The following is a 19785-nucleotide window of genomic DNA, read 5'->3' as shown; positions in this document are numbered from 1 at the left end:
AAGGAAATAACAATGAAAGCTGTAATGTTAATGTTTGATTCATTGAATAAACATATGTTGTCGGCTTATGGCTGCCAAACAACCATTACTCCTAATTTTGAGCGATTACGTAAACGCGCACTGAAGTTTGATAATTTTTATGTTGGCAGTATGCCTTGTATGCCTGCAAGGAGAGAATTGCATACCGGGAGATATAATTTCCTTCATCGTAGCTGGGGCCCGATTGAGCCATTTGATGAGTCGATGCCTGAAATACTGAAAAAACAAGGTATTCATACTCATTTAGTTACGGATCACAAACATTACTGGCGAGATGGCGGTGCAACCTACCACTCGCGTTTCTCAACATATGAATTTATTCGGGGGCAAGAGGGGGATAACTGGAAAGGTGTTGTGAATAAGCCAGTTGTTCATTATGAATCAGGTGAACCTGATGAAAATAAACAGCGTAAAATAGCCAGTCGTACCCAGCACCTGATTAATCAGCAATATATGCAGGATGAAAAAGATCATCCACTGGTACAAACAATTAGTCACGGTATTGAATTTATTGAAACTAATCACTCGGATGATAATTGGTTTTTACAGCTCGAGTGTTTTGATCCTCATGAACCGTTTTATGTACCTGAAAAATACCTACAACTTTATGGTTTATCCAATGCTCATTTTGATGGCTGGCCGCCGTATTATTTTGTCACTGAGGATGAGTCTAGGCAAAAAGTGATCCGTGGTTTTTATCAAGCACTAGTAACGATGGTCGATGCATATGTTGGTCAGGTTCTTGATATATTTGATAAATACAATTTATGGGAAGATACGCTATTAATTGTAAATACGGATCACGGTTTCTTATTAGGTGAACATGATTGGTGGGGGAAAAATATCATGCCACTTTATAACGAAATCGCGAATACACCATTTTTTATTTGCCACCCTGATTTGGATACCAATGGGGTATCAAGGCAGATGTTGGCTCAAACTATTGATATACCGGCTACGTTACTTGATTATTTTAATGCACCAATCCCTAAAAATATGCAAGGAAAAAGCATATTAGCTGGGCTTGCTAAAGATGAACCTATTCGCGAATATGCGCTGTTTGGCTACCATGGCTGTCAGATTAATATCACAGATGGTGAGTATGTTTATATGCGCTCTCCTGTTGTTCAAGGAACCGAGGGGCTTCATGATTATACTTTGATGCCAACACGTATAAACCGGCGGTTTACGCCTAAAGAGTTACAAGGAACAGAGTTATATGAGGGGTTTGATTTCACACAAGGTTGCTCAGTATTAAAAATCCCTGCAACGAGTGTGATGACAACAGACTCAGACCGTTTTGGACATCGTTTATACCATGTTAAGCAAGACCCGGCACAAACGTCACCAATCCTCAATGTGGTAATAGAACAGCGTTTACTCGAAAATATTCGTTTAATGATGTTACAAAATGATGCTCCTGAAGAGTTGTATGCTCGTTATGGTTTATCGAAAGAGCAACCAGTTTCCCTTGAGCAAATTGAACAAGAGCATAAGCAGGCTGGAGCAGCGAAAACTGCATTTGACCAATATCCGCTCACACAGGAAGTTAAATATGGTGCGATGTCATTATTACAATATATCGAAACCCGTCATTTAAAGACGATAAAGGACAGGTTTATCAAACAATTAGAAGGTGGGTTAACACAAAAACAGCTAGTTGATTTCATTATTGATAATTTTCCAGTAGAAAACCATAATGAGCTTTTATACCGGGTAGCTCTGGAAATGCGATTAAAATAAATAAGAGCATTACCCGGTGGGCTAACATCGGGTAATTGTGATTAATATATGAAAAAACAACTAGATTATAGTACGCATTCAAAACCGTTATACGCGCAAGTGTATGATATTTTAGTAGATAAGCTAAATAAAGGTGAATATAGGAAAAACGACACTTTTCCGACAGAAGCTGAATTTCAAGAAATGTTTGGGATCAGCAGGATCACGGCAAGAAGGGCACTTTCGGAATTAGAAAAAGAAGGGTATGTAAAACGATCTCGAGGGGTTGGCACTCTCGTTATTCGAAATTCTAAAAAAGCCTATGCAACAATCCATACCCAAGTATTGGGGGCTGCAACACAAAGAGTAAAACGTAATATTATTTCGATAAACAAAGTTACGGCAAATAAAGATATCAGTGAAATTATGAAATTGCCGGAAGGCTCAGTTCTGACCAAAGTGGAAAGGGTTATTACAAAAGGAAATAAACCGATTCAATACAATTGTTTTTATTTTCCACCTTGTATTGAAAGCATTACAGCAGAGGATTTAGAAGAGTCTATTTATCTTTTTTTAGAATCCAAAGGGCTAAATTCAAACCATTATACTGAAAAATTATCAGCACTTGTTCCAACAAAACAAGAAATGGAATTATTAGATATCGATGAGAAAACCCCCATATTTTCTCGTTGCCGTATTGACTACAACAAAGATAATGAAGCCATTTTATATATGGAAGGTAGTTATTTAAGCAACTATTACGAGTATAAAGTGAATGGCAGCTAAGATGTCCGTTGCCAAAACTTAAGAGGTTACTATGAAAAAAGCGTTTCACATAATGGCTAAGCCAACAAGTTATCAGTGCAATTTAAAGTGTGATTACTGCTTTTATCTAGAAAAAGAACACCAAACTGATTTTAATAGTAAAAAATTAAAATGTATGGACGACAATACATTACGTGAATATATTCGTCAGTACATTGAATTATCACCAAGCCATGAAATTGATTTTACTTGGCAAGGGGGTGAACCGTTAATGGCGGGGATGGATTTTTTCCAACGAGTGATCCAATACCAAAAGCGGTATGGAAAAGGAAAGCAAATCTACAATAGCATACAAACAAATGGGGTATTGTTAACCGCTGAATGGGCTAAGTTTTTAAAAGAACATCATTTCTTAGTCGGAATTTCCCTTGATGGCCCACAATGGCTACATGATATTTATCGAAAATCCAATTCAGGTAATTCGGTTTTTGATAAAGTTATCAATGCAATTCGCCTACTCAAAGAGTATCAAATTGATTTTAATATTTTGACGGTGATTAATAATGAGACGGCAAAATATCCAGAAGAAATCTACCGTTTTATTACCGAAGAACTTCAAGCTAATTACTTGCAGTTTATTCCTGTTGTCGAATATGAAATGAACAATAGTAAATTTCAACATTTGAGCTACCCACAAGAAGCGGGAGAGAAAACGCTAACCTCATGGTCAATAACAGGGAAGCAATACGGCGATTTTATTAATAAAGTCTTTGATATTTGGGTAAGAAAAGATGTTGGGAAGGTCTTTGTCCAGTTGTTTGATAACTCGCTTGCGGCTTGGTCTGGTGATATGCCTAGTTTTTGTGTTATGCAGCCGGCGTGTGGATACGGTTTAGTGGCTGAGCAAAATGGGGATATTTATAGTTGCGACCATTTTGTCTATCCCGAATTTAAACTGGGTAATTTATTAAGTAAGCCTCTCAATAAGCTAGTTTATAGTAAGCAGCAGCAACGTTTTGGCCAACAAAAACTCAACCTTTCTTCATTGTGCCAGAAATGTGAATTTAAGTTTGCTTGTCATGGGGGATGCCCAAAGCATAGGACAGAAAAAGTTGAGAATAAATGGCATAATCATTTATGTGAGGGTTATAAGGCAATTTTTAGCCACATTGACCCCTATATGCAATATATGGCGAATGAGCTACGTTTTCGTCGCCCCCCAGCCTCGGTGATGGATAATTTACACTTATTCCAGCGTGCTGCACCTATCGAAAATACAATCCCAATTCGCCATATTAATTAAATTCAATAAAAAATACCGCGCAGCTGAGCTTCGCGGTATTTTTTGACGATAAATAAAACGGGCTATTTCAAAAAATTATTCAGAAATACCCAGTTTTTTCTCCAGATAGTGGATATTAGTCCCACCTTTTTGGAAGTTTTCATCATTCATAATCATCTGGTGCAATTCAATATTGGTTTTAATACCATCGACGATCAGCTCGTTTAATGCATTTTTCATACGAGAAATGGCAATTTCACGAGTTTCACCGTAAGTAATTAATTTACCAATCATTGAGTCGTAATAAGGAGGTACAGTATAACCTGCGTAAATATGCGACTCCCAACGCACACCAAAACCACCAGGAGAGTGGAAACGGGTGATTTTACCTGGACTTGGAATGAATGTATTCGGGTCTTCAGCGTTAATACGGCACTCAACAGCATGACCGTGAACAATAATGTCTTCTTGTTTTACAGATAGCGGTAAACCAGATGCGACACGTAACTGTTCTTTAATTAAGTCGACACCAGTAATCATTTCAGTAACTGGATGTTCAACTTGAATACGGGTATTCATCTCGATGAAATAGAATTCACCGTTTTCGAATAAGAATTCGAAGGTACCCGCACCGCGATAACCAATTTCAATACATGCATTTGCACAGCGCTCACCGATATTACGGCGAATTTCAGGCGTGATACCTGGTGCTGGAGCTTCTTCTACCACTTTTTGGTGACGGCGTTGCATTGAACAATCACGCTCTGCTAAGTAAACAGCGTGACCCTGACCATCCGCCATCACTTGAATTTCAATATGACGTGGGTTTTCAAGGAATTTTTCCATGTAAACCATGTCATTATTGAATGCAGATTTGGCTTCTGCGCGTGTGAGGTTAATCGATGATTCTAAATCTTTTTCGTTACGAACCACACGCATACCACGACCACCACCACCACCTGATGCTTTGATGATTACAGGGTAGCCAATACGTTTTGCGATGGATTTATTCTTTTCTGCATCATTGCCTAGCGGGCCATCTGAACCCGGAACGCAAGGAACACCTGCTTTTTTCATCGCGTTAATAGCAGAAACTTTGTCGCCCATTAGGCGGATGGTTTCAGCTTTTGGACCGATAAAAATAAAGCCTGAGTTTTCAACTTGTTCTGCGAAATCAGCGTTTTCAGCCAAGAAACCATATCCCGGATGGATCGCTTGCGCGCCTGAAATTTCCGCTGCTGAAATAATCGCAGGGATATTTAAGTAACTTTTCGCGGATGCTGCAGGACCGATACAAATGGTTTCATCAGCCAGCAACACGTGTTTTAGATCGCTATCAGCCGTTGAGTGAACCGCTACAGTTTTGATGCCAAGTTCTTTACAGGCACGCAAAATACGTAGTGCGATTTCCCCACGGTTAGCGATAACAATTTTTTCCAGCATGGAGACGCCTCGTTATTCGATAACAACTAGTGGCTCGTCAAATTCTACTGCATCACCGTTTTGCAGCAGAATAGCTTTAACTACGCCTGCTTTATCTGCTTCTATTTGGTTCATCATTTTCATCGCTTCAACGATGCAAAGAGGATCACCAACGCTGACAGTTTGGCCAACTTCAACAAACGGTTGTGCTTCTGGGCTTGGTGCACGGTAGAAAGTCCCTACCATTGGTGAACGGACTTGGTGACCTGCAACTGCAGCTGGAGCCGCTGGTGCAGCCATTGCTTCTGATGGAGCAACAGCATTTGCTAATGCAGGCTGTTGTGCGACAGGTGCTGAGTAATATTGTTGCGGTGCTGCCATAGCCTGAGAAGCGGCAGAAATGCGGCTGATACGTACTGACTCTTCACCTTCAGAAATTTCCAGTTCAGAAATGCCAGACTCTTCGACCAGCTCGATCAGCTTTTTAATTTTACGAATATCCATGGATATGATTCCGTACTCTTATATTTGGATTGAATTAATTAGACGCACACGGTTAACTGCAGCCTGCAAAGCAAAACTGTAGCCATCCGCGCCTAGACCACAAATTACACCGACAGCTTGGTCGGATAAATAAGAATGTTGGCGAAATGGTTCTCTGGCATGCACATTCGAGATATGGATCTCGATAAATGGAAGACAAACTGCCAGTAACGCATCACGCAGAGCTACACTGGTATGTGTGAATGCAGCCGGGTTGATTAGAATAAAATCAACATCATTGCGGGAAGCATGAATTTTATCGATTAACTCATGTTCTGCATTTGACTGAAAATGGCTCAATTTTACCCCTAACTCATTGGCTTCCTGCGTCAGTTTGGAAACAATGTCTGATAGGGTTTTGCTGCCATAGGTACCTGGCTCACGCGTTCCTAGCAGGTTCAGGTTTGGCCCATTCAGGAGCAAAATGTGAATATCTTCTGTCATTATGCTGCTAACTCCGACGATATATCAATAGCCCGACAACATAACCCGATGTTGAGGGTTTGTCATCATTTATCATAAAAATAAATGTTTTTTTGGCTGACAAGGGGAGCCATTATAATTATTTCGTGGCATTTAGCAGCAAAATACTGGTCTTATCAGAGAAATTACCCGAATTTATTTTGTGAATTGTGCGGTAATCCTTATTTTTGGAGAATACCGCAGCAAATTTGTGATTAGGTGCGTAGATTGACAAGGGTACGCCCTGTTACTTCATTTTTTAAGAGTTTTTGTGCAAATTCAGCAGAATCTTCCAGTTTAATCTCTGAACTGACGTGCTCATAGAATGAGGCTGGCAGTATTTGAGAAAGCCGTTCCCACACTTTAGGGCGGTTTGCCGCTGGGTAGTAAACAGAATCAACGCCTTGTAAACGCACATTACGTAAGATAAAAGGCATCACACTGGTTGGTAAGTTAAACCCACCGGCTAAACCACAAGCTGCTACTGCCCCGTTGTAATTGGTTTGAGCAAGAAGATTGGCTAGCAATTCCCCGCCTACAGTATCAATGGCGCCAGCCCACAGTTGTTTATCTAACGGTTTGGCCGCGTGGGTGAAATCGCTGCGAGGTAATACCCTTTTAGCCCCTAAGCTTTGCAAGTAAGCGTTATTCTCTTCGCGCCCTGAAATTGCGACAACGTCATAGCCTAAAAGGGAGAGTAATTGCACGGCAGTGCTCCCTACGCCACCACTTGCCCCACTAACAATCACTTCGCCTTTATCTGGAGTGATGCCTGCTTCTTCTAACGCATTAACACATAGCATGGCAGTGAAGCCTGCCGTACCAATGACCATGGCTTGCTTCAAGGATAAATTTTCAGGTAATGGGGTTAAATACTTCGCAGGAACTCTCGCTTGGGAGGCTAACCCGCCCCAATGAGTTTCACCGACTCCCCACCCTGTTAATAACACATGCTGACCAACTTGAAACCTTGGGTCTTCACTGTGGTGGACTACCCCTGAAAAATCAATACCAGGGACCATCGGATACTGGCGTACTACGCCTGCTTTCCCACAAATGGCCAAAGCATCTTTATAATTTAACGTTGACCAGTGAATATCGACTATAATGTCTCCGGCTGGCAGCATTTCTGTTGTCAGAGATTGAATATTTGCGACAATTTTTTCATCTGCTTGATTTAGGACGAGAGCTTTCATCGTTCACTCCTAGTAAAATGATTAAATATGTCATGTAAAAATGCCGAAAATTTAACGGTATTTCATTGACGTAATAACGGTTCTTAAGCTATTAATAATGTAATTATTTTGTAAAAATTTATTTTTTTCTGGCATACATAGGCTTTTATCATGCAAAATAACGCATCGCGACTAATTCATTTTGCGTACTGATACAAATTTGCCTTATTTTTGGTAGATAATAGAGCTAACACTCGTGAAATTCATCTAATTTGTAGTGAAAATAACCAGTGAGTAGCAATAATAAAAAGATATCAATATTATTTGAACTTGTAGTCATAATTACTTGTCACACTGGGAATACAAACAATGGAGTATATAACAGCCAAAGAATAGGTTTTTTTACGTAATTTCATCTAATGATGGAAAAAGTAAAATAAATATCTATTTTTGGGGCTTTTATCTGCTTCGTTTTGATGAGAAGCATGTACAGTACAGTACGTGATAATAGATGAATTAACCATATTTTTAGAAGTCGCCCATTAACGCCTTGAGGCAGCTTCAAGTGGTTGGTAGAGTAGACGGGTTTATATTCGTCCCCAGCTTGCAGGATAACTCTTTCATTATGTTTAAAAAATTTCGTGGCATGTTTTCTAATGACTTGTCTATTGACTTGGGTACGGCCAATACCCTTATTTATGTTAAAGGACAAGGCGTCAAATTAAATGAACCCTCTGTAGTTGCTATTCGTCAAGACCGCTCCGGTTCGCCAAAAAGTGTTGCGGCGGTCGGTGGTGAAGCCAAGCAGATGCTGGGACGTACACCTGGTAATATTTCTGCAATCAGACCAATGAAAGATGGCGTAATCGCCGACTTCTTCCTGACAGAAAAAATGTTACAACACTTCATCAAACAAGTTCATAGCAACAGTTTTTTACGTCCAAGTCCACGAGTATTAGTTTGTGTACCAGTTGGGGCAACGCAAGTTGAACGTAAAGCTATCCGTGAATCCGCACTGAGTGCAGGGGCACGTGAAGTATTCTTAATTGAAGAACCAATGGCAGCAGCAATTGGCGCAGGTTTACCTGTATCTGAAGCAACGGGTTCTATGGTTGTTGATATCGGTGGTGGTACCACTGAAGTGGCGGTTATTTCTTTAAATGGTGTTGTTTATTCATCTTCAGTACGTATTGGTGGTGACCGTTTTGATGAGTCCATCATTAACTATGTGCGCCGTAATTACGGTTCACTGATTGGTGAGGCAACCGCAGAACGTATTAAACACGGGATTGGCTCTGCATTCCCAACGGATGAAGTTTATGAAATTGAAGTCCGTGGTCGTAACCTTGCAGAGGGCGTACCTCGTGGTTTCAAAATGAATTCAAATGAAATTTTAGAAGCATTACAAGAGCCACTGACTGGGATTGTCAGCGCGGTAATGCTAGCGCTTGAACAGTGCCCACCTGAACTAGCATCTGATATCTCAGAGCGCGGTATGGTATTAACTGGTGGTGGCGCGCTGCTTCGTAATTTAGATCGCTTATTGATGGAAGAGACTGGTATCCCAGTTATTGTTGCAGAAGATCCGCTAACTTGCGTCGCTCGTGGTGGCGGGAAAGCATTAGAAATGATCGATATGCACGGTGGTGACCTGTTTAGCGAAGACTAAATGGCCAGCTATAAGCAGCTAGTAAACCCTAGCTGCTTTGACTATTTTTGATCCTCTGACATTAGCGAAACTTAGCCACACATGAAGCCAATTTTTAGGCGAGGTCCATCCCTACAGTTACGCATTATTTTTGCGGTAATCATTGCACTTGTGCTGGTGGTGATTGACCATCGATTTGAGCCTTTCAATAAAATCCGTACTTACTTAGACACGGCGGTTAGCCCATTCTATTTTTTAGCAAATGGGCCACGTCAATTTTTGGATAACATCTCTGAAAGTTTCACCTCTCGCGAACAATTACAGTTTGAAAACAGGGCATTACGTCAAGAATTGTTGCTGAAAAAAGCGGATAATCTTTTACTAGAGCAACTTAAACAAGAAAATGCACGTTTAAGAGAGTTGCTAGGTTCGCCACTTCGTCAAGATGAACACATGATGGTAACGCAAGTTATCTCAGGGGCGAATACACCATATCGCGACCAAGTTGTGATAGATAAAGGCAGTAACGAAGGGGTTTACGAAGGGCAGCCTGTTATTAGTGATAAAGGTGTTGTAGGCCAAGTTGTCGGCGTCAGTAACTTCAATAGTCGAGTTTTACTCATTTGTGATACAACTCATGCATTGCCCGTACAAGTACTACGAAATGATGTGCGTGTTATTGCTGCTGGGTCTGGTTGTACGGATGACATACAATTAGAGCCATTACCTGAAAATACCGATATTCGCATAGGGGATGTATTAGTGACTTCTGGGTTAGGGGGGCGTTTCCCTGAAGGTTACCCAGTTGCCGTTGTTTCTGCGGTTAAACACGATACACAACGCGCTTATACGATTATTAGTGCCAAGCCGAGTGCAGAACTACAACGTTTACGTTATCTGCTCCTTTTATGGGGAAATGATAACGACCCTAAAACTCCGTTAAAGCCGTCAGAGGTATATCGTGCGGCTAATGAACGCTTAATGAAAGTACTGCCTCAAGTATTACCTAATCCAAGTGAAATTCAGGGGCCTCCACTGCCGCCGTCAATGTCTCCAGTATCAGAACCATAGAGAGGGGAATTGAGTATGGTGAGGAGGGGAAAATAGAATGGATGAGTATCGTGGTAACGGGCGAGCCATCATTTGGTTATCTTTTTTTATTGCCTTAATTTTGCAAGTCATGCCTTGGCCTGAACAACTAAGTTTTTACCGCCCTACATGGTTATTATTGATCCTCACTTATTGGGTCATGGCATTGCCGCATCGTGTTAGCGTAGGCACAAGTTTTATTTTGGGAATTATCGTTGATTCCATTCAAGGTTCTGCTCTGGGGGTTCATGCCCTTTCTTTTAGTATAATTTGCTATCTTGTTGCTTATAAGCACCAGTTATTGCGTAATATGGCTCTGTGGCAGCAAGCTTTAGTGATTATGTTACTGACAGTCATTCAGGATTTAGCTGTTTTTTGGGCTGAGTTTCTGTCTTCACAAGTATTATTTCACCCACAAGTATTCTGGAATAGCCTAGTGAATGGTATTCTGTGGCCATGGCTATTTTTGCTTCTACGAAAAATTCGCCGACAATTTTCAGTGTGTTAAGGCTTTAGGTATCCGTTCTGACAGGGAATACAGTTTATGAATTTAATTTATCTTGCATCTGGCTCACCCCGTAGGCGTGAACTAGTTCAGCAACTTAACTATACCTTTGAGGTTTTACGCCCAGAGGTAGAAGAACAGTGGCAGCAGGGTGAGTCCCCTCAAGATTATGTCCAACGCCTTGCGCGCGATAAATCATTGGCTGGTGTTGCAATTGCCCCTGAAGATTGTCCGGTATTAGGTGCAGATACGATTGTGGTGCTTGATGGGGAAATATTGGAAAAACCTCAAGATAACAAACATGCGGAAGCCATGCTAAGCGCGCTATCGGGGAAAACACACCAAGTAATGACGGGTATCGCATTATCTAACCGCCAACAGACTATACAGTCACTGATTGTGACAGATGTGACCTTTCGCGAGTTATCTTTACTTGAAATACGGGATTATATACAGTCAGGCGAGCCTATGGATAAGGCGGGAGCATATGCAATACAAGGAATTGGTGGGCGTTTTATACGGAAAATTAACGGTAGTTACCATGGAGTTGTTGGTTTACCACTGGTTGAAACAGATGAACTCATTCAGCGATTTTTAGCGTTAGGTGATGGTAAGGGGAAGTCATGACTGCGGAACTATTAGTAAATATTACACCATCTGAAACGCGTGTTGCTTATATTGATGGTGGGATCTTACAAGAAATACATGTTGAACGGGAAGCCAAAAGAGGGCTAGTAGGGAATATTTACAAAGGCCGTGTGAGCCGCGTGTTACCCGGTATGCAGGCGGCCTTTGTTGATATTGGTCTAGATAAAGCTGCCTTTTTGCATGCCTCTGATATTATGCCGCACACTGAATGTATTGCTGGCGATGAGCAAAAAAACTTTCATGTCAGAGACATTGCTGAATTAGTAAAACAAGGGCAGGACTTGATTGTCCAAGTTGTTAAGGACCCTCTAGGAACCAAGGGGGCTCGTTTGACGACAGATATTACATTGCCATCGCGCTATTTGGTTTTTATGCCTGGGGCATCCCATGTTGGTGTTTCACAACGCATTGAAAGTGAAGAAGAAAGAGAACGGCTAAAACAGTGCGTTTCTCAATATTGTGATGAAAATGGCGGTTTTATTATCCGTACCGCAGCGGAAGGGGTGGGCGAGGAAGAAGTTAAACAAGATGCCGCCTTCCTAAAACGGCTTTGGGCTAAAGTGATTGAGCGTAAAAAACGTAATGTTACTCGGACTAAAATCTACGGTGAACTGGCTCTCGCTTTTCGTATTATTCGTGATTTTGCAGGTGCTCATCTTGATCGTATTCGCGTTGATTCCCGTTTGACTTATACTCAATTACAAGAGTTTATTGCAGAATACGTACCTGAAATGACGGCAAAATTGGAACTCTATCAGGGGAATCAACCCATTTTTGATTTGTTTGATGTCGAAAATGAAATCCAACGCGCGATGGATAGAAAGGTCGAGTTAAAATCAGGTGGTTATTTAATTATCGATCAAACTGAAGCGATGACGACCATTGATATTAATACTGGGGCGTTTGTTGGGCATCGTAACCTAGAAGAAACCATTTTCAATACTAATATTGAAGCTACTCAAGCAATAGCAAGGCAACTTCGTTTACGAAACCTTGGTGGTATAATTATTATCGATTTTATCGATATGGTTGATCCAGAACATCGCCGCCGTGTGTTAGCATCATTAGAACAAGCACTGGTTAAAGATAAAGTTAAAACGACCATTAATGGCTTTTCTCAGCTTGGTTTAGTCGAAATGACGCGTAAACGGACAAGAGAGAGCCTTGAACATGTTTTGTGTGATGATTGCCCAACTTGCCAAGGTCGAGGTACAGTTAAGTCAGTAGAAACTGTGTGCTATGAAATTTTACGGGAAATAGTTCGAGTTCATCGCACTATCGATGCAGATAGGTTCCTTGTTTATGCATCTCAAGCGGTTGTGGATGTACTTAAAGGGGACGAATCTCACGCACTTGCCGAAGTTGAAATTTTTGTTGGTAAGCAGGTTAAAGTCCAGATTGAACCACTATACAGTCAGGAACGTTTTGATGTTGTCATGATGTAGCATTATTGTTTGAAGGAGAAATGAGTGAAACGACTACCACGTGTAGTACTAGTAACCACTGCGGTTATCTTATTGCTGTGCGCACTAGTGCTGACAGGCTTGCGTTTCCTCTTGCCGAATATTGATAGCTACCGCCAAGATATCATTGCTTACATTGAAAAAAATAATGATGTCACAGTGCAAATTGGCAAAATTGAAGGGGCTTGGCAGTATTTTGGCCCAACCTTCATGTTATCTAATGTGGAATTACAAAATGAAACCACAGATATAACCGCGAGCGTGATTGACGTCGAATTAGATATTTGGAGTTCAATATTATCGTTGCGTTGGCGCTTTCGTGATTTAACCTTCTATCAGCTCAATGTCGATTATAAGGTCCCTTTTAATTTCGAAGGTTCCTCTGAGGGGGAGTCATTAGACAGCATTGAAGAATTGTTTTTACGTCAATTCGACCACTTTATCTTAAAAGAAAGTCAGTTAACTTTTCTCACGCCCTCAGGGCAAAAAACCACCTTAATTTTACCTGAACTCTCTTGGCTAAATGAAAATGAACGTCATAGGGCTCAAGGTTTTGTCAGCCTCGAAACAATCAATAAACAACATGGTTATTTGCAAGTTAAATTAGACGTATCGGATAAAAACGGTGTCTTAAGTGACGGTATTTTTTACCTGCAAGCCGATAATATTGATATGCAACCTTGGCTTAGTCGCTGGCTACGAGAAAACACGTCATTACGAGATGCTAACTTTAGCCTCTCTTCATGGATTAGCTTGAAAAACCAGCAAATTGAAAGTGGGCTAGTTCAATTGCGTCAAGGGGAAGCTAACTGGGGAACCGGCAGTTTATCGCAAAACCTGCAAGTGAATGATTTATTGCTACGCATGAAAAGGCAGGGGAATGGCTGGCTATTTAATATCCCTGAACTTGATACGTTGAAAACCAATGAATATATTTGGCCGCAAGGTAATGTTTCTGTTTTGTATTTACCCGCTTCAAAAAAATATCAGGATAACGACCACTGGCGTATACGAGCAAAAAATATTGAATTAGAACGCTTAAGTGAAGTATTACCCACTTTTTCATTTCTAACGCCCGAGATGGTACAGGATTGGCAGCATCGCCAACCAACGGGTGTCGTCAGTGAGTTTGCCCTTGATCTCACACAGAATATGCCAGAACACATGCAAATTAGTATGGATTGGCAGGATGTTAGCTGGAAAAAATGGAAAGCGCTTCCTTCGATTAATCATTTTTCGGGTGTCTTAGCGGGTAGCATGCAAAGTGGGGGAGCCTCAGTTAGCTTACAAGATAGTCAGGTGGATTATCGTGACGAATTTAAAGCTCCTTTTGAGATAAAAACGGCTAATGGGCAGCTTTATTGGTTGGATAATGACAGTGAGTTTAAGCTCTGGAGCCCATCTTTAGATGTACAAGCCAAATCACTTTGGGCAAACGGGGAGTTTCGTTATGCCAAAGCGAAGAAAGGGAATTATGCAGATTTAGCTATTTTAGCTGGCTTACGTTTGGATGATGCGGGAGACGCATGGCGTTATTTTCCACAAAAACTGATGGGGCAAGATGTTGCTGATTACCTAACAAAGGCGGTTATTGCAGGAAAGGTGGATAATGCAACCTTAGTATATAAAGGTGACCCAGCAAATTTCCCTTATGATAATAATGATGGTCAATTCCAAGTTTATGTCCCGTTACGTGATGCAACGTTTGAGTACGATCATGAATGGCCAGCCTTATTGGATTTAGATATCGATTTGGACTTTAAGCGTGCTGGGTTATTCATGCATGTGCCAAGCGTCAAACTCGGCGATGCGACTGCAACTAACCTTGATGCCAATATCCCTGATTACACGAAAGAAATGCTGTATATCAATGCTGATGTCAGTGGAACTGGAAAACAAATCCAACAATATTTTACCCATACGCCGATGAAGCACTCAATTGGTGACACTCTAGAAGAGTTACAAATAGGGGGTACGGTGAATGGCCAGTTGGGGCTATCTATCCCACTGGTGGCCGGGAAAGATGTCGTAGCAACAGGAAGCGTTAACCTTAATAAAAATGATTTATTCATTCAGCCGATTGATAGCACAATTTCTTCTCTCACAGGAAGTTTCGTCTTTAATAATGGTGACTTACGAGGTGAGAAACTCCAGGGGCAGTGGTTTGGTCAACCTATTTCCGTAGATTTTAACACATCAGACGGGGCTAAAGATTATCAGGTAAACGTTGATATTGCGGGGAATTGGGCACTGAATAAGTTATCAATGCTACCTGAGGAAATAAAACAACGGGTTTCTGGTAATAGTGATTGGAAAAGCCATGTTGCTATCACAATACCCGAGTCGGCGAAACAACAGGTCGGTTTACAAATTGATGTCACCGCGGGCTTAAAACAACTCAAAAGCCAGTTACCTGCATTGAATAACCAATTACTGGCTGAGCTTGGGGAAATAAATGTACAAGCTAAAGGAACAACAGAGCAATTGACGGTAGGTGGTGATATTGGCAAGCGTCTTGGTTTTAACACGCTGTGGAGTTTGGGTGATGAGCCATTAAAGTTATTAAAAGCGCATGTTGCACCATGGCAAAATAAGCTCCCAGAGTTACCAAAACAGTCAGTTTTTGCGGTGGATTTACCGCCTATGACCGATGAGAATTGGCAGAGCCTTGCAGGGCTATTAATGTCATCTAATCGCGGCCAAGGGGATATGAGTATCCGTTTACCTGAATCACTTGATATCCATATTCCAACAATTAACCTTGGCGGGCAAGATTGGAAAAATGTCAATTTTACCTATGATTTGCAGCGTGCAGAGCAGCAAGTCAACATTGATAGCGAAAATTTAAAAGGGTCACTACAAATTTTTGCTAATCAACCATGGCAGGTCGCTATTGATTATTTGTATTACAACCCAAGTTCACTTGCAGGTAATCAAGATAGCTTAGCGGGGCCTGCTCAGTTTGATTTCAGCCAATGGCCACAATTGCACTTTAATTGTAAAGAGTGCTGGGTTGCAGGGCAGAAATTGGGGGAAATCAGCGCCAATATTCAGCCTATGGGGCACTCACTACGCTTAACGGGTGGTACATTAAATAATAGTGCGACACAGTTAAAATTAGATGCAATTTGGCACAGTCAGAACGGTAATAAAACAGAAATCGCGGGTTCTCTGACGGGGGGCGCATTTGATGAAACAGCAGCCTATTTCGGGATATTAGTGCCCATTATTGAATCACCTTATACCATACAATTCGATTTAGACTGGGCGAACCTTCCATGGTCACCGGATATTGCTACCTTAAATGGTAAGTTGTCAGCGAAATTAGGTAAAGGTGCAATAGCACAAATGGGCGGAGGTCGAGCTGGGCAAATTCTACGTCTAGTGAGTTTTGATGCGTTATTGCGTAAGTTACAACTCGATTTTCGCGATACGTTCAGTGATGACTTTAATTTTGACTCTATTAAAGGTGATGCCACTATTCATAATGGTGTGATGGCATCCAAAAATACTTATGTTGATGGGTTGGTCGCAGATATTGCGCTGAGTGGGGAAATCAACCTCGTTAAACGGCAAATTAACTTAGAAGCGGTCATCACTCCTGAAATTTCTGCTACAGTAGGTGTAGCAACCGCATTTGTGTTAAACCCTTTTGCAGGCGCTGCTGTTTTCGCAGCGACAAAAGTGCTCGGTCCATTATGGAGTAAAGTTTCTGTTATTCGTTATCGCGTGACAGGTAGCTTGGACGAGCCAAAAATTGATGAAGTATTACGCCAACTGAAGGAGACTCAAGAGTAATGAAAAATGGTAATGTTGCACTTTTGCAGTTATGTAGCGGAAATAATACTAAACACAATTTGGCACAAATAGAGCAACAAATCAAACAGTTACCTGACACTGTTAAGTTAGTACTGACACCTGAGAATGCATTATTATTTGCAGATGCAGCGGCTTACCGTAAACAAGCTGAAGTTCAGGGGAAAGGCCCGCTTCAAGATGCCGTCATTGCAATGGCTAAGCGTTATAATGTTTGGATTTTAGTTGGGTCTATGCCATTGATTAGCCGTGAAGACCCTGAGCGTATTACCAGCAGTAGTTTATTATTTGATTCCGAAGGAAATATTAAAGCACGCTACGATAAAATTCATATGTTTGATGTGAACATTGAAGATGAACAAGGTAATTATAACGAATCCGTAATTTATCAACGTGGCGAACATATTACGGTTGTTGATACCCCGGTGGGTCGCCTTGGCATGACGATTTGTTATGATTTGCGTTTCCCTGGTTTGTTCCAAGCGTTACGTGAGCAAGGCGCTGAAATTATTTCAGTTCCAGCGGCATTTACTCGTTATACCGGTCAGGCACATTGGGAACCTCTGTTACGTGCTCGTGCGATTGAAAACCAGTGCTACATTCTAGCGCCAGCCCAAGTTGGGGTTCATGGTACACGTCGCACATGGGGGCATAGCCTTGCAGTCGATGGTTGGGGTAAAGTTATCAAAAAGAATGTGGATGCGGTCGCATCTACCGTCTTGAATATAAAAACGGACAGCTTAGGTGTCATGCGTGAGCAAATCAGAGTGGTAAAACATAACCGCTTTAGGCCGCAACTGACATCATTAATTAAAAAAGAAACCAAAGAGTAACGAATATGAGTTTAGTTTCTGTCAGCGAACATTTGCTGGCCGCCAATCGCCTTGAACAAGAAAATCTGTATGACATCTTAGGGATGTTATCTGAACGCCATCTGGATTACGCAGATCTCTTCTTCCAGTCAAGTTTCCATGAGTCGTGGGTTCTTGAAGATAGGATCATTAAAGATGGCTCTTACAATATTGACCAAGGTGTTGGAGTCAGAGCAGTGAGTGGTGAAAAAACAGGTTTTGCTTACGCTGACCAAATTTCACTACAAGCGCTGGCACAAAGTGCGAAAGCGGCACGCAGCATTGTCAATGAACAGGGCTCTGGCAAATCACAAATTTTAACGGGTGTTGAGTATAAAAAACTGTATTCAGTGACCGACCCGCTACAGAGCCTATCTCGAGAGCAAAAAATTGATTTGTTGCACCGTGTAGATCAGGTCGCTCGTGCAGAAGATCCTCGTGTAATTGAAGTCAATGCAAGTTTAACGGGGGTTTATGAGCAAGTGCTGGTGGCTGCAACAGACGGTACACTGGCAGCAGATATTCGCCCGCTAGTTCGTCTATCGGTCAGTGTACTTGTTGAGCATGATGGTAAACGTGAGCGTGGCGCAAGTGGTGGTGGTGGCCGTTATGGCTATGAGTACTTCTTGGAGATCCATCAAGGGCAAGTTGTTGCTGAGCAATATGCACGTGAAGCTGTGCGTATGGCCTTGGTGAATTTATCTGCGGTTGCTGCACCAGCGGGTATGATGCCTGTTGTTCTTGGCGCTGGCTGGCCGGGTGTCTTACTGCACGAAGCGGTAGGGCATGGCTTAGAAGGTGACTTTAATCGCCGTGGTACCTCTGTTTTTTCTGGCCAAATTGGTGAGCAGGTGGCGTCGTCACTGTGTACTGTTGTAGATGATGGCACTCTTGTTGGTCGTCGTGGCTCTCTTGCAATCGATGACGAAGGTGTACCGGGTCAGTATAACGTTCTAATAGAAAATGGTATTTTGCGTAATTATATTCAAGATAAACTAAATGCACGCCTGATGGGAGTCTCTCCAACGGGCAATGCACGTCGTGAGTCTTATGCGCACTTACCAATGCCTCGAATGACTAACACCTATATGTTAGCGGGGTCTTCAACACCTGAAGAAATTATTGCGAGTGTTGACAAAGGTATCTATGCACCGAACTTTGGTGGTGGTCAGGTGGATATTACCTCGGGTAAATTTGTATTTTCTACATCAGAAGCTTATCTGATTGAAAATGGGAAAATTACTTCTCCAGTGAAAGGGGCGACATTAATTGGCTCTGGTGTTGAGGCTATGCAACAAATCTCAATGGTCGGTAATGACTTAGCCCTTGATAAAGGTGTCGGGGTTTGCGGTAAAGAAGGGCAAAGTGTCCCTGTTGGTGTCGGTCAACCCACATTAAAACTGGATAAACTTACCGTTGGTGGTACCGCGTAATTTTTCAGGACTATAATATAAAATAGGCTTTGTTCGCCCTAGTGACGCTATTGTGACTGGGGCGATTGTGTCTTTGCAAAGCACAAAATAACAGAGGTGTTATGAATAAACGTCTTTTATCCGTAGTGTTAATGGCTATTTTGATTGTGATTAGCCTCTATTTTAATGGCGGGGACAAAACGGCACCGGAACCACCGGCGACTCAAAATAACCCGCCTTCTCGTGAAGCGATAACGCCAAAGGAAGCTCCGCAAACCATCGATAAACTCACTGCGCAAGATAATGTAGTCAGTTTTATGGAAAAATACCAAAAGCTTCCAGCCTTTTATATGACGAAGAAACAGGCACGTGAAGCAGGGTGGAATGCGAAAAAAGGTAATCTCTGCGAGGTTCTACCCGGCAGGGCAATCGGGGGAGATCGTTTTTCTAATCGTGAGAAAAGGTTACCTATTGCACAAGAACGCCAGTGGTTTGAAGCCGATATTAATTACCGTTGTGGGCATCGAGGGGCTGACCGTTTGTTATACTCGTCAGATGGGATGATTTTTATCACCCAAGATCATTATAAAAGCTTTAAACAAGTAAAATAAGACAAGGGGCGAATGATGAGTAAAAATGTCAGTTTTGACTTTAGGCACATTAATACATTTGACGATTTTTATCATCAGTTTGCCCAGCAATTTTCGTTACCAGATTGGTTTGGATATAACCTTGATGCCTTATGGGACATGGTTTCCGCAGGTATTGAATTACCTGTAACGATTACATTTTCACATATGACATCTGAACAGCGTATTCAATTTTCAGACATTATTGACGTTATGAATGATGCGCAAGATATGTGGGAAGAAGAGTTTATTTTTGCTTTAGATATAACAAAAAGCTCTAACTGATCTACCCATTACTCATGGTAAAGTTTAAG

At 41.6% G+C, this 19785-nt stretch carries 17 protein-coding genes; 13 read left to right on the top strand and 4 right to left on the bottom strand.

Translation table 11 applies throughout. The features are described from left to right. Positions 1 to 12: 12 nt before the first annotated feature. Genes ACIPUA_RS00710 through ACIPUA_RS00700 form a run of 3 tightly spaced genes read left to right on the top strand, consistent with a single transcriptional unit; the run spans position 13 to position 3829 of the window. Positions 13 to 1782: a sulfatase gene (locus ACIPUA_RS00710; RefSeq protein WP_181468760.1), complete on the top strand. Its 1770-nt coding sequence runs from the start codon at positions 13 to 15 to the stop codon at positions 1780 to 1782. A gap of 48 nt (positions 1783 to 1830) precedes the next feature. Continuing rightward, entirely contained in the window at positions 1831 to 2547 is a 717-nt protein-coding gene (locus ACIPUA_RS00705; RefSeq protein ID WP_181468759.1) for a GntR family transcriptional regulator, read from the top strand. Positions 2548 to 2578: 31 nt separating this feature from the next. Further along, complete coding sequence (locus ACIPUA_RS00700) at positions 2579 to 3829, top strand: anaerobic sulfatase maturase (RefSeq protein ID WP_129466436.1); 1251 nt, start codon at positions 2579 to 2581, stop codon at positions 3827 to 3829. Between the two features lie 75 nt (positions 3830 to 3904). Here the strand turns inward: ACIPUA_RS00700 and accC are convergent, their stop codons facing one another. The 4 genes from accC to acuI all read right to left on the bottom strand — a co-directional run bounded on the left by accC (position 3905) and on the right by acuI (position 7431). Continuing rightward, positions 3905 to 5251, bottom strand: a complete 1347-nt coding sequence (accC, locus tag ACIPUA_RS00695; RefSeq protein ID WP_042846261.1) for an acetyl-CoA carboxylase biotin carboxylase subunit — start codon at positions 5249 to 5251, stop codon at positions 3905 to 3907. Between the two features lie 12 nt (positions 5252 to 5263). After that, positions 5264 to 5734 carry an acetyl-CoA carboxylase biotin carboxyl carrier protein gene (gene accB, locus ACIPUA_RS00690; RefSeq protein WP_042846260.1) on the bottom strand — a complete coding sequence of 157 codons (471 nt, stop codon included), beginning with the start codon at positions 5732 to 5734 and terminating at the stop codon, positions 5264 to 5266. Positions 5735 to 5752: 18 nt separating this feature from the next. After that, on the bottom strand, positions 5753 to 6217 hold the full coding sequence (gene aroQ / locus ACIPUA_RS00685) for a type II 3-dehydroquinate dehydratase (protein WP_042846258.1): 465 nt from the start codon (positions 6215 to 6217) through the stop codon (positions 5753 to 5755). Between the two features lie 233 nt (positions 6218 to 6450). Next, entirely contained in the window at positions 6451 to 7431 is a 981-nt protein-coding gene (gene acuI / locus ACIPUA_RS00680; protein WP_042846256.1) for an acrylyl-CoA reductase (NADPH), read from the bottom strand. Positions 7432 to 8035: 604 nt separating this feature from the next. Between acuI and ACIPUA_RS00675 the strand changes: the two genes are divergently transcribed. From ACIPUA_RS00675 to ACIPUA_RS00630, 10 genes are all read left to right on the top strand, one after another. Continuing rightward, positions 8036 to 9079 carry a rod shape-determining protein gene (locus ACIPUA_RS00675; RefSeq protein WP_004908213.1) on the top strand — a complete coding sequence of 348 codons (1044 nt, stop codon included), beginning with the start codon at positions 8036 to 8038 and terminating at the stop codon, positions 9077 to 9079. Between the two features lie 81 nt (positions 9080 to 9160). Further along, complete coding sequence (mreC, locus tag ACIPUA_RS00670; RefSeq protein WP_042846254.1) at positions 9161 to 10129, top strand: rod shape-determining protein MreC; 969 nt, start codon at positions 9161 to 9163, stop codon at positions 10127 to 10129. Positions 10130 to 10166: 37 nt separating this feature from the next. Continuing rightward, the gene (gene mreD, locus ACIPUA_RS00665) at positions 10167 to 10655 is read left to right on the top strand and encodes a rod shape-determining protein MreD (protein ID WP_042846252.1); all 489 of its coding nucleotides are present in this window, start codon (positions 10167 to 10169) and stop codon (positions 10653 to 10655) included. 36 nt (positions 10656 to 10691) lie between these two features. Next, positions 10692 to 11279, top strand: coding sequence for a Maf family protein (locus ACIPUA_RS00660; protein WP_129466433.1), 588 nt, complete (start codon positions 10692 to 10694; stop codon positions 11277 to 11279). Then, positions 11276 to 12745 (top strand): ribonuclease G, encoded by a 1470-nt coding sequence (gene rng / locus ACIPUA_RS00655; RefSeq protein ID WP_042846247.1) that lies wholly within the window; start codon positions 11276 to 11278, stop codon positions 12743 to 12745. The genes ACIPUA_RS00660 and rng overlap by 4 nt, the downstream gene beginning before the upstream one ends. 24 nt (positions 12746 to 12769) lie before the next feature. Beyond that, entirely contained in the window at positions 12770 to 16561 is a 3792-nt protein-coding gene (gene yhdP, locus ACIPUA_RS00650) for an AsmA2 domain-containing protein YhdP (RefSeq protein WP_198860918.1), read from the top strand. After that, positions 16561 to 17412, top strand: a complete 852-nt coding sequence (gene nit1, locus ACIPUA_RS00645) for a deaminated glutathione amidase (RefSeq protein ID WP_048606184.1) — start codon at positions 16561 to 16563, stop codon at positions 17410 to 17412. Before yhdP ends, nit1 begins: the two co-directional genes overlap by 1 nt. A gap of 5 nt (positions 17413 to 17417) precedes the next feature. After that, entirely contained in the window at positions 17418 to 18863 is a 1446-nt protein-coding gene (gene tldD / locus ACIPUA_RS00640) for a metalloprotease TldD (RefSeq protein WP_071548617.1), read from the top strand. Between the two features lie 101 nt (positions 18864 to 18964). Continuing rightward, positions 18965 to 19453 carry a ribonuclease domain-containing protein gene (locus ACIPUA_RS00635; protein ID WP_042846243.1) on the top strand — a complete coding sequence of 163 codons (489 nt, stop codon included), beginning with the start codon at positions 18965 to 18967 and terminating at the stop codon, positions 19451 to 19453. A 15-nt stretch (positions 19454 to 19468) separates the two neighbouring features. Continuing rightward, positions 19469 to 19756 (top strand): barstar family protein, encoded by a 288-nt coding sequence (locus tag ACIPUA_RS00630; RefSeq protein ID WP_042846241.1) that lies wholly within the window; start codon positions 19469 to 19471, stop codon positions 19754 to 19756. Positions 19757 to 19785: the final 29 nt, after the last annotated feature.

It is taken from the genome of Providencia sp. AGC89 (assembly GCF_053543535.1).
This window is presented reverse-complemented; position numbering and strand designations above follow the sequence as displayed.

Bases quoted from the DNA above. Each gene is read 5' to 3' on its own strand.
- ACIPUA_RS00710 (WP_181468760.1), top strand. From the start codon at position 13: ATGAAAGCTGTAATGTTAATGTTTGATTCATTGAATAAACATATGTTG.
- ACIPUA_RS00705 (WP_181468759.1), top strand. From the start codon at position 1,831: ATGAAAAAACAACTAGATTATAGTACGCATTCAAAACCGTTATACGCG.
- ACIPUA_RS00700 (WP_129466436.1), top strand. From the start codon at position 2,579: ATGAAAAAAGCGTTTCACATAATGGCTAAGCCAACAAGTTATCAGTGC.
- accC (WP_042846261.1), bottom strand. From the start codon at position 5,251: ATGCTGGAAAAAATTGTTATCGCTAACCGTGGGGAAATCGCACTACGT.
- accB (WP_042846260.1), bottom strand. From the start codon at position 5,734: ATGGATATTCGTAAAATTAAAAAGCTGATCGAGCTGGTCGAAGAGTCT.
- aroQ (WP_042846258.1), bottom strand. From the start codon at position 6,217: ATGACAGAAGATATTCACATTTTGCTCCTGAATGGGCCAAACCTGAAC.
- acuI (WP_042846256.1), bottom strand. From the start codon at position 7,431: ATGAAAGCTCTCGTCCTAAATCAAGCAGATGAAAAAATTGTCGCAAAT.
- ACIPUA_RS00675 (WP_004908213.1), top strand. From the start codon at position 8,036: ATGTTTAAAAAATTTCGTGGCATGTTTTCTAATGACTTGTCTATTGAC.
- mreC (WP_042846254.1), top strand. From the start codon at position 9,161: ATGAAGCCAATTTTTAGGCGAGGTCCATCCCTACAGTTACGCATTATT.
- mreD (WP_042846252.1), top strand. From the start codon at position 10,167: ATGGATGAGTATCGTGGTAACGGGCGAGCCATCATTTGGTTATCTTTT.
- ACIPUA_RS00660 (WP_129466433.1), top strand. From the start codon at position 10,692: ATGAATTTAATTTATCTTGCATCTGGCTCACCCCGTAGGCGTGAACTA.
- rng (WP_042846247.1), top strand. From the start codon at position 11,276: ATGACTGCGGAACTATTAGTAAATATTACACCATCTGAAACGCGTGTT.
- nit1 (WP_048606184.1), top strand. From the start codon at position 16,561: ATGAAAAATGGTAATGTTGCACTTTTGCAGTTATGTAGCGGAAATAAT.
- tldD (WP_071548617.1), top strand. From the start codon at position 17,418: ATGAGTTTAGTTTCTGTCAGCGAACATTTGCTGGCCGCCAATCGCCTT.
- ACIPUA_RS00635 (WP_042846243.1), top strand. From the start codon at position 18,965: ATGAATAAACGTCTTTTATCCGTAGTGTTAATGGCTATTTTGATTGTG.
- ACIPUA_RS00630 (WP_042846241.1), top strand. From the start codon at position 19,469: ATGAGTAAAAATGTCAGTTTTGACTTTAGGCACATTAATACATTTGAC.